Here is an 8449-nt window from a genome sequence, read left to right on the forward strand (position 1 = left end):
CGCGCGTCGTCCTCGCGCGTGCCCAACTAAGCAAATTCAACATTATAGCCATAAGCTAGAAGACAATAGTCGGGAGCTTCTACAGCCTCAAGCTTTTAGCGGCAAGTCTATTAGTTGAGAGTTAGTAGTCAGGAGTCGGGAGTCTAATGCTGTTTCCATTAGTCTTGTTTGGCTGGAAGTTTTGAAGATGGCGCGCGTCGTCCTCGCGCGTGCCCAACTAAGCAAATTCAACATTATAGCCATAAGCTAGAAGACAATAGTCGGGAGCCTTCGCTACACTAGAGAAAATATTGATTGGACATAAACAAACGCCTGCCTTTGAGTAAAAGCAGACGCTTGAAAAGTTGGGATAGTCAATGTTATTCGCCTTGCATAATGCCTTGTTTGCGTTTGCAACGATCCATAGACTTTTGGTAACGGTCTATGTCATCATTGATCAATGAAAACTGAATACTTTTTTTGTAAGCGTCAATGGCTTCGTCGTATTCGCCTTTGAGTTCTTTCATGATACCATACTCATTCCAGATTTTCGACTTATTCACTCCTCTTACCGTGAGCGCGTTTTCAAGGTGCTTTTTCAGTTCATCGAAACGCTCTAAAGTAGATAACAAAATGGCATAGTTGAGATATACCGCACTATAGTCAGGCGCGTACTTCAGCGACAAACGGTAACATTCCTCGGCTTTTGCGTAGTTTTTATACTTGGTTTCATAAATCCACCCCAAGTGATTGTATGCCTTGCCATACTCGGTTTCTTGCTCAATGATATACACTAGTTTATCAAAAGCCTCTGAAATCAAACCATCTTTAATGTCTTGGTCTGCTTCTACAAATAATTTTTCCAGTTGTAGTATATTATCGTTTGTATCCATACTAAGGTATGCGTTTTAATTAGGTTTAAACTCGGTTTCGTCGCCAGTTACTTTGCGTAGCTGTACCATTACCTGCTACAGGCTGTTCATTGGCTTTTTTATCATTTAACAGAAAATTGACCATAGCCGCCGCTACTTTTGCCTCTTCTTCTTGTTCTTGTATTGATAAGTTGTTTTGATCCAGTAATTCGGGAGAAAAGTGTTTGTTCACAAAATTTGTATCAAATTTCCCCGAAGTAAATGCTTCGTGTTGCAACACAAAGTGGCAAAAGCTTAAGGTGGTTTCGATGCCCACAATCTGATACTCTTCTATAGCCCTGATCATACGTTCTATAGCCTGTGCCCGGTCTTTGCCATAAGTCACCAACTTGGCTATCATTGGGTCATAATAAATAGGAATGTCCATTCCTTGCTCAAAGCCATCGTCTACCCTTACTCCGGCACCCTGGGGTCTTTTGTAAGTAGTAAGTTTGCCAATATCAGGCAAGAAATTATTCTTGGGATCTTCGGCATATACCCTTACTTCTATAGAATGCCCCTGAATGCTCAAGTCTTCTTGTTTGAGCGACAAAGCCTTGCCTTCGGCTATTTTAATTTGCTCTTTCACCAAGTCTATTCCTGTGATTTGCTCGGTTACAGGGTGCTCTACTTGCAAACGGGTGTTCATTTCTAAAAAGTAGAAATTGAGGTGTTCGTCGGCAATAAATTCTACCGTACCTGCTCCATAATAGTTACAAGCCTTTGCCACATTTACTGCGGCTTCGCCCATGGCTTTGCGTATTTCAGGGGTTACTACTGCTGAAGGAGCTTCTTCTATTACTTTTTGGTGGCGACGCTGAATAGAGCATTCGCGCTCAAACAAATGGATCACGTTGCCTTGGGTGTCTCCTAATACCTGTATCTCGATATGCTTGGGCGAGGTAATGTATTTTTCGATAAATACAGCACCATCGCCAAACGCCGATACTGCTTCGCTCACAGCCCGGTTCATTTGCTCTTCAAAATCTGCCGGATTTTCTACCACTCTCATTCCTTTTCCTCCACCTCCGGCACTTGCTTTTATCAAAATAGGATACCCTATTTCTTTGGCTTTTACCTTGGCAGCTTCAATGTCGGTAATGGCTTTGGGGGTGCCAGGCACCATTGGAATGTCATACTTTGACACTGCCTCTTTAGCTGCGAGTTTGCTACCCATTACTTCTATAGCTTCGGGTGACGGCCCTATAAATATGATACCGGCTTCGGTAACTCTGCGGGCAAAGGTGGCGTTTTCGGACAAAAAACCATAGCCAGGGTGTATGGCATCTACGTTCAGCTTTTTACAAACCTCAATAATCTTGTCTATCTGAAGGTAAGATGCTGCCGAGGGAGGGGGACCTACACAAACAGCTTCATCGGCATACTTTACGTGCAATGCATTTCGGTCGGCTTCGCTAAAAATGGCTACAGTTTTAATCCCCATTTCGCGGGCAGATCGCATCACTCTTAAAGCAATTTCGCCTCGGTTGGCTACCAGTATTTTTTTTATTCCAGCGGTGTGATTTGAGTTATTCAATGGTGGTATATTTTAATATTTTTGTGTCTAAAACTAACAATTGTATCGAGTAACCAATATAAGCTTTTAAGCAATATCGCGTGTTTTTTATCTCTTGAAACGCTTGTATCAACGCCTGATATTTGTGCGCTAAAATACCTGCCAATATTAAATTACATCTGCAAAATAAAGCAATACATCATACCATTTACATAGCATATTTTTGCTTTTTCAAATTAGAGATTTATCAAGCAGGATTAAAAATATTTAAGTTATTTTTTCACATTGCACCTGACTTTTGGTCAAAAAAAGATACAAAAACCCTTCATTCAGTATAAATTAGGGCATTTATGCTTTGCAATCCAATATATTAACAATAACTTTGCGTGCTTTTTAGAGCATGTGCCTTTCAAGTATAAAAGGGGCTGCTTTAATCAAGTTGGTTGTTTAGTTGTGATGTTATCAAATGCATTTAAGTTACCCATTACATCCAATAATTTTGATGATTGCAATATTTTCAAAGCATTGAAAAATGCTTTGCTTCAAACGAACTATTGATAATAAAACTAAAAACAACTGAAACCAACACCTTTGGATTATTTATTTTAATTAAAACCAAATAGTACTGTGGACTTATTTGAAAAGATATTAGCCGATCAAGGACCCCTTGGAGCACACGCAGACGAATGGCATGGATATTTTACTTACCCTAAGCTGGAAGGTGAAATAAAACCGTGGATGACCTTTCAAGGCAAAGAAGTGCTTACCTGGAGTTTAAACAACTACTTGGGTTTGGCAAACCATCCTGAAGTAAGAAAAGTAGATGCGGAAGCCAGCGCTGAGTGGGGTATGGCTTATCCAATGGGTTCGCGGATGATGTCGGGTAACAGTAACTTACACGAACAACTTGAAGTACAACTATCTGAATTTGTAAAGAAAGAAGATACTGTATTGCTTAACTTCGGTTATCAGGGGGTTATCTCTATTATTGATGCCTTGATTGACCGCAAAGACGTTGTCGTGTATGATTCACAGTCTCATGCTTGTATCATTGACGGTTTGCGTATGCATTTGGGTAAACGATTTGTGTACCCACACAACAACATCGAAAACCTGGAAAAACAACTTGAGCGTGCTCAAAAAGTAGTAGAGGAAACTGGAGGAGCTATTTTAGTGATTACCGAAGGAGTGTTTGGTATGGCGGGTAGCCTCGGTAGCCTTCAGGAAATTGTAGCTCTCAAAAAGAAACACAATTTCCGTTTGTTGGTAGACGATGCACACGGCTTTGGAACAATGGGTTCTACCGGTGCAGGTACTGGCGAAGCACTAGGCGTACAAGACGAAATTGACGTTTACTTCTCTACTTTTGCCAAGTCTATGGCTACTATCGGAGCGTTTGTGTCTTCTACAAAAGAGGTATGCCGTTATTTGCGTTATAACATGCGTTCTCAGATTTTTGCCAAATCGCTGCCAATGCCTATCACCATAGGCGCTATCAAACGTTTAGAAATGCTTCGCTCACAGCCTGAGCTACGCGAAAACTTATGGAATGTAGTCACTACACTCCAAAATGGATTAAAAGCAAAGGGTTTCAACATAGGTCAAACTCAATCGCCTGTAACACCTGTATTTCTTAAAGGAGGTACCAATGAGGCAGGGCATATTGTAATTGACTTGAGAACCAACTATAATATATTTTGTTCTATTGTGGTGTTTCCGGTGGTACCTAAAGATGTGATCATGCTTCGCATTATACCTACTGCGGCACATACAATAGACGATGTAGAAAAAACACTGGCAGCATTTGAAGATATTGCTAAAAATCTTCAGGCTGGAAAATACAACAAACCTATGCCTACTTTGAAAGAAGTATTGGTGTAGGGTGTTGCTTGAGTAATCAACAGTTATTAATCATAAACTTTTATTAATTAATTCTATGAGTAAGAATCGTTATAATGATGTACAAGCGCTCTTGGACGAGGTAAAAGAAGACTTTTCTAAATTCTATGAGAAGGACAACCAAGCAGCTGGTACTCGTGTACGTAAGAAAATGCAAGACTTAAAAGTACTTGCTCAGGAAATTCGTACTGAGGTTCAGGATATCAAAAACAAAGCCGCTGAAACTGCTAAAAAATAGTCTTAGTTGCTTATAATGTTATCCAAAAGCTTAGCCCTTGTGTATTCAGAATATGCAGGGGTTTTGTTTTTTAAGATAAGCTTATGCTACTTTTCAAAATCAAGACTCTACTACTTCTCCTTGTTTAATGCGTTTTTTCATTACCTTGGTTTTGTTGGTAATAAACAACAAATCGTCTTTATCAAGCTGAGTAATAGTAAGCCACTTATCTATTTTGCTCATATCCCAATACACATCTATTTCGTTGAGTAGCAACTCTTCAAAGTCTGCCTCTGATTGTGTGGTACCCAAATGGCGTATTTTTTTAATGATAAGTTCAAAGTATTTGGCAAGTATTTGATCTCGGATTTTAAGGTCTGCAAACTCGCTCAATTTACTAAGATACCCGTGGGCTTCTTCATAGTTTTCTGATACAATCAATAGCTCAGTTATAGATAAATAAGCCAAGGCAAAATCATCATCTTTTTCGATGGCCACCCGGTAGTTTTCAATGGCTAGTTGATAGTCTCCCTTTTCTTTATAAGCGTTTCCTTTGCCATAATAGCTATAGGCATAGTCAGCGTCTAAGTCTTGTATTTGGTCATAGTTTTCAATGGCTTTGTCATATTTCTTCATTTTAAACGCTGTATTGGCGTGCAGTATCAAAGCTATTTTATTTTGAGGCTCCAAGGTAAGGGCTTGATTAAAAATTTTAATGGCTGATTTATACTCTGCGTTATCGCTGTGGGTGGCCCCTTTGAACAACATTGCATTGGTATCTTCGGCATTGAGGTGCAACACTTCATTAAAAGACTCTCTGGCATCTTTCAAATGCCCGGTTTCATACTCTTCTATTCCTTTCAGGTACCAATCTTCGGGGGTGTAGTCGGGCGCATTTTTTAGTTTTAACAATACCTTTTTATATTCTTGTATTTCCAGCTTTGTTTCTGCCGGAAAAGTCAAAGTTTCGTTTAAAACCTGGGTTTTATCTGCCAGGCGTGCGCCCAACTCTAAGTAGTGGGCAAAATCTTGTTCCCAGGTGGGTACTTTGCCTTTCAGGTTTTCGGCTACTTCTTCGTTTACTACCTTGATAAGGCGGTCTATCTCAGGGCGGGCATTTTTATGAATAATATCGGCTATATCGGTTTCTTTGATATACTTGGTAACTGTAGCCGCCACTGCTGCTTCACCCTTTTCCCGTACAATCTCCCTGACATCACGGTCACGCACTTTGCGCTGTATCATATCTTTGAGGTAATAGCGAATAGACTCTTTAAAGTTTTCTTCTATCCATACTCCCAGCAAATGCCTTCCCAAGAAGTTGCGTTGCCATATCAATAGTATAATACCTACTACTATAAACCCGGCGATGATCTTCAAAGCATTGATATTCCAGTGAATTTGCTGATATAGTGAATCTTCTTTAGCTTTTTGTTCCGACTCAAGTACTTTGATGGCGGTCTCTTGGTGGGCAAGCTTGTCTCTCAAATCATAAATCATCTTTTGCTGGTCAGAAATTGTCTTCTGCTGGGTTTGCAACAACTGTTGTTGGGTCTTGGTTCTATCGTCCAGTGTACGGAGTTCTGTCACTTGAGCATAAGAAGTTATGCTTAATACCAATAAGCTACAAAGCAAATAATGATATAATTTTGGTAGATATTCCATTCTTATAAAAGTTACAGATTGTTTGCCAATCTTTTGCACATAAACAGGCACTAACTGAGGTTAAATATACGCTGTTTGTTTCGTTGTCCTGTTCAATATCGTGTTCTAATATAGAAAATTTATAAGTGACCTTGTTGCACCCCTTATTTGTTTTAGTAATGAATTGCCCAAGTCAGGTATTTATTTAAGTTCGGAGGTGTTGAAGTTTGCCACTGTATTTTATTTTGATATTTCAAGATATGCAATTGTAGCTCAAAACTCACACACTATTTATATTTTTAGTAAAAAAAAATCACCTATCACTTACAAGCTCGCCACCACGCTGTAATAAAATAATTGTATAAATTAAAGTGCTATTTATTATTTGTAGAACTGTATCTACGATTGGCAAGAGTAAATGCTCATTACACACCTCCCTCCAATATAAACAACTGATTATCAAAACCATACAAGTGTCACATTTGTATCAACTGTATTGGTTTTCTAAGCGTTAGTTAAGCTTTATCTATACTGATAACTTGAGTAGATTTTGTACTATATAGGATTAATAAAAAAAATATTATATTTTTGCACCAACTTTTCCAAAATAAGTACTTCAAAGAAGTATAAACATAATGTACGCAAACATAAAAAACAGTACATTTTAAGAGTAGCTATGCTAATAGTCCATAGCCCCGACAGGGGCAAGCTTCAAGCGACAAGTCGCAAGCTACACCCTGTTCCACAAGTAACCACGCTCTTGTATTACACTGATTTTCAGCTATTTACAAAAAGTGTAGTTAGAAGTATTCAGTCGATAGACGATAGTTATTACGTAAGTACATACTGTCAACAACGTACTGAAAGCCAGCAGTTTGAAAATCAAGATATGATACCATTGATTTTTTTAATGGTCCGCCTAAGGAATGGTACCAAAATAAATACGCATTCTTAACCTCATCTTTTGAGGCTATACTTTGTTAAAAAATAGCCGAATAGCGATGCTATTAGCCGGCCATCCCGCAAGCTCGCTCAATATCCACTGGATATTGCCGTGCCGCGTCTAGCAACAAAATATTTTAGCGTTACTATAGAAATTTATTTTTACACCATTCCTAAAAGCCCTAAACATGACTTTTATTAAGCGAACCAGTATTTAAGGTACTAGTACCTCAACCTCTAAATACCTGATACATTATTTCGGCGATATTCGCCTCCTGACTTTACTTAAAAAATATCGCGTAGCTATGGCTATGCTCAATTTTTGAAGTTCGTCAGAGAACAAATTTCATCCAAAATAAATAGTGCATTTACTTAGAGGATAAGGTACTAGTTAGGTTGCCCTTTTATACATAAAAAGCCTTGGACTATGTATACACTAACCTAAAATTTAACCAGTAGCACATTTTTCACTTATACCACAATGAAACAGCTTACTAATTCTCCTTTGCATGCCAGAGCTACCAATTATGCCATGCACAAAATTACTGAGGGATCGCGTGAAACCCGTATTGTAGGAGAGCTTATTGCACTAGAAAACATTCGAAAAACTACTGCTAACGAAATAGTACAACACGCCAAAACCTTGCTTGCTTCGCCCGAAGAGCCCCCTGAACTCCTAAGTTTATATGAATGGATTCAAGACTGGCTGGAGAATGGGCAGTCTCACCACCAAATCATTGAACAATTAATCGCTAAAGGAGTTGAAAAAACTCAAGCAGAAGAAATTCTCCAACAAGCCATTTATTTTCAAGACTCTAAAAATGAACAAGTTAACAAGGTTAAAAATATTGCTGCACACTCTTCACAAATTCACCGACAGGTACAAATCTGGCGTAAGCAGCTAATGTCACCCCATACCATTCAGCAAAAACTTCAAAAAAAATATAACCTAAATCCACAAGAAGCTCAAAGCATTTTCTTTAGTGCAGCTTTACACAACAAAGCACAACAACAAGTAGAGATTCAGGTTTCTGACCACTGTCCTCAAAACAATCACACAAAATGCTTGCTGATGCTTTCTTTCATTATATTGTGTGCCTTGGGTTGTCACTGGTTTTTAGAAGGAATCCTGGGTCAGGTACTTACTATTTTTTTTAGTCTCACGGTGGTAACGCTTATTACCTATCGTTTTACCCGCCGTCATTATCGGCAAACCAGTTACATTCAATGAATGGCTAATTTTAACCCAACAACTCTGGTCTTATTGACTACTCCCCAAGCTAAAGCAAAGGGGATTCTCACCCAACGCATAACCCAATGGTTCACGTTAACGGATGGAGG

The 8449-nt window shown here is 38.9% G+C and carries 6 protein-coding genes; 3 read left to right on the forward strand and 3 right to left on the reverse strand.

Going from position 1 to position 8449, the window contains the following annotated elements:
* Nucleotides 1–359 precede the first annotated feature (359 nt).
* Nucleotides 360–872: a tetratricopeptide repeat protein gene (locus Q0954_RS31525; RefSeq protein WP_299465160.1), complete on the reverse strand. Its 513-nt coding sequence runs from the start codon at nucleotides 870–872 to the stop codon at nucleotides 360–362.
* A gap of 25 nt (nucleotides 873–897) precedes the next feature.
* Nucleotides 898–2427, reverse strand: a complete 1530-nt coding sequence (gene accC / locus Q0954_RS31530; protein WP_299465162.1) for an acetyl-CoA carboxylase biotin carboxylase subunit — start codon at nucleotides 2425–2427, stop codon at nucleotides 898–900.
* A 606-nt stretch (nucleotides 2428–3033) separates the two neighbouring features.
* Between accC and Q0954_RS31535 the strand changes: the two genes are divergently transcribed.
* Both Q0954_RS31535 and Q0954_RS31540 read left to right on the forward strand, forming a co-directional pair.
* Nucleotides 3034–4287 (forward strand): pyridoxal phosphate-dependent aminotransferase family protein, encoded by a 1254-nt coding sequence (locus Q0954_RS31535; protein ID WP_299465165.1) that lies wholly within the window; start codon nucleotides 3034–3036, stop codon nucleotides 4285–4287.
* A gap of 55 nt (nucleotides 4288–4342) precedes the next feature.
* A complete protein-coding gene (locus Q0954_RS31540) occupies nucleotides 4343–4543 on the forward strand; it encodes a histone H1 (RefSeq protein ID WP_299465168.1) in 201 nt (66 codons plus the stop codon).
* Between the two features lie 99 nt (nucleotides 4544–4642).
* Here the strand turns inward: Q0954_RS31540 and Q0954_RS31545 are convergent, their stop codons facing one another.
* A complete protein-coding gene (locus Q0954_RS31545; protein WP_299465171.1) occupies nucleotides 4643–6187 on the reverse strand; it encodes a tetratricopeptide repeat protein in 1545 nt (514 codons plus the stop codon).
* Nucleotides 6188–7589: 1402 nt separating this feature from the next.
* On the opposite strand from Q0954_RS31545, the gene Q0954_RS31550 reads away from it, so the two are divergent.
* Complete coding sequence (locus Q0954_RS31550) at nucleotides 7590–8339, forward strand: hypothetical protein (RefSeq protein WP_299465174.1); 750 nt, start codon at nucleotides 7590–7592, stop codon at nucleotides 8337–8339.
* Nucleotides 8340–8449 lie beyond the last annotated feature (110 nt).

It is taken from the genome of uncultured Microscilla sp., assembly GCF_947493425.1.
In the GTDB taxonomy this organism is placed as follows: domain Bacteria; phylum Bacteroidota; class Bacteroidia; order Cytophagales; family Microscillaceae; genus Microscilla.

Coding starts and splice junctions, on each gene's coding strand:
- Q0954_RS31525 (WP_299465160.1), bottom strand. CDS start 872: ATGGATACAAACGATAATATACTACAACTGGAAAAATTATTTGTAGAA.
- Q0954_RS31550 (WP_299465174.1), top strand. CDS start 7,590: ATGAAACAGCTTACTAATTCTCCTTTGCATGCCAGAGCTACCAATTAT.
- Q0954_RS31545 (WP_299465171.1), bottom strand. CDS start 6,187: ATGGAATATCTACCAAAATTATATCATTATTTGCTTTGTAGCTTATTG.
- Q0954_RS31540 (WP_299465168.1), top strand. CDS start 4,343: ATGAGTAAGAATCGTTATAATGATGTACAAGCGCTCTTGGACGAGGTA.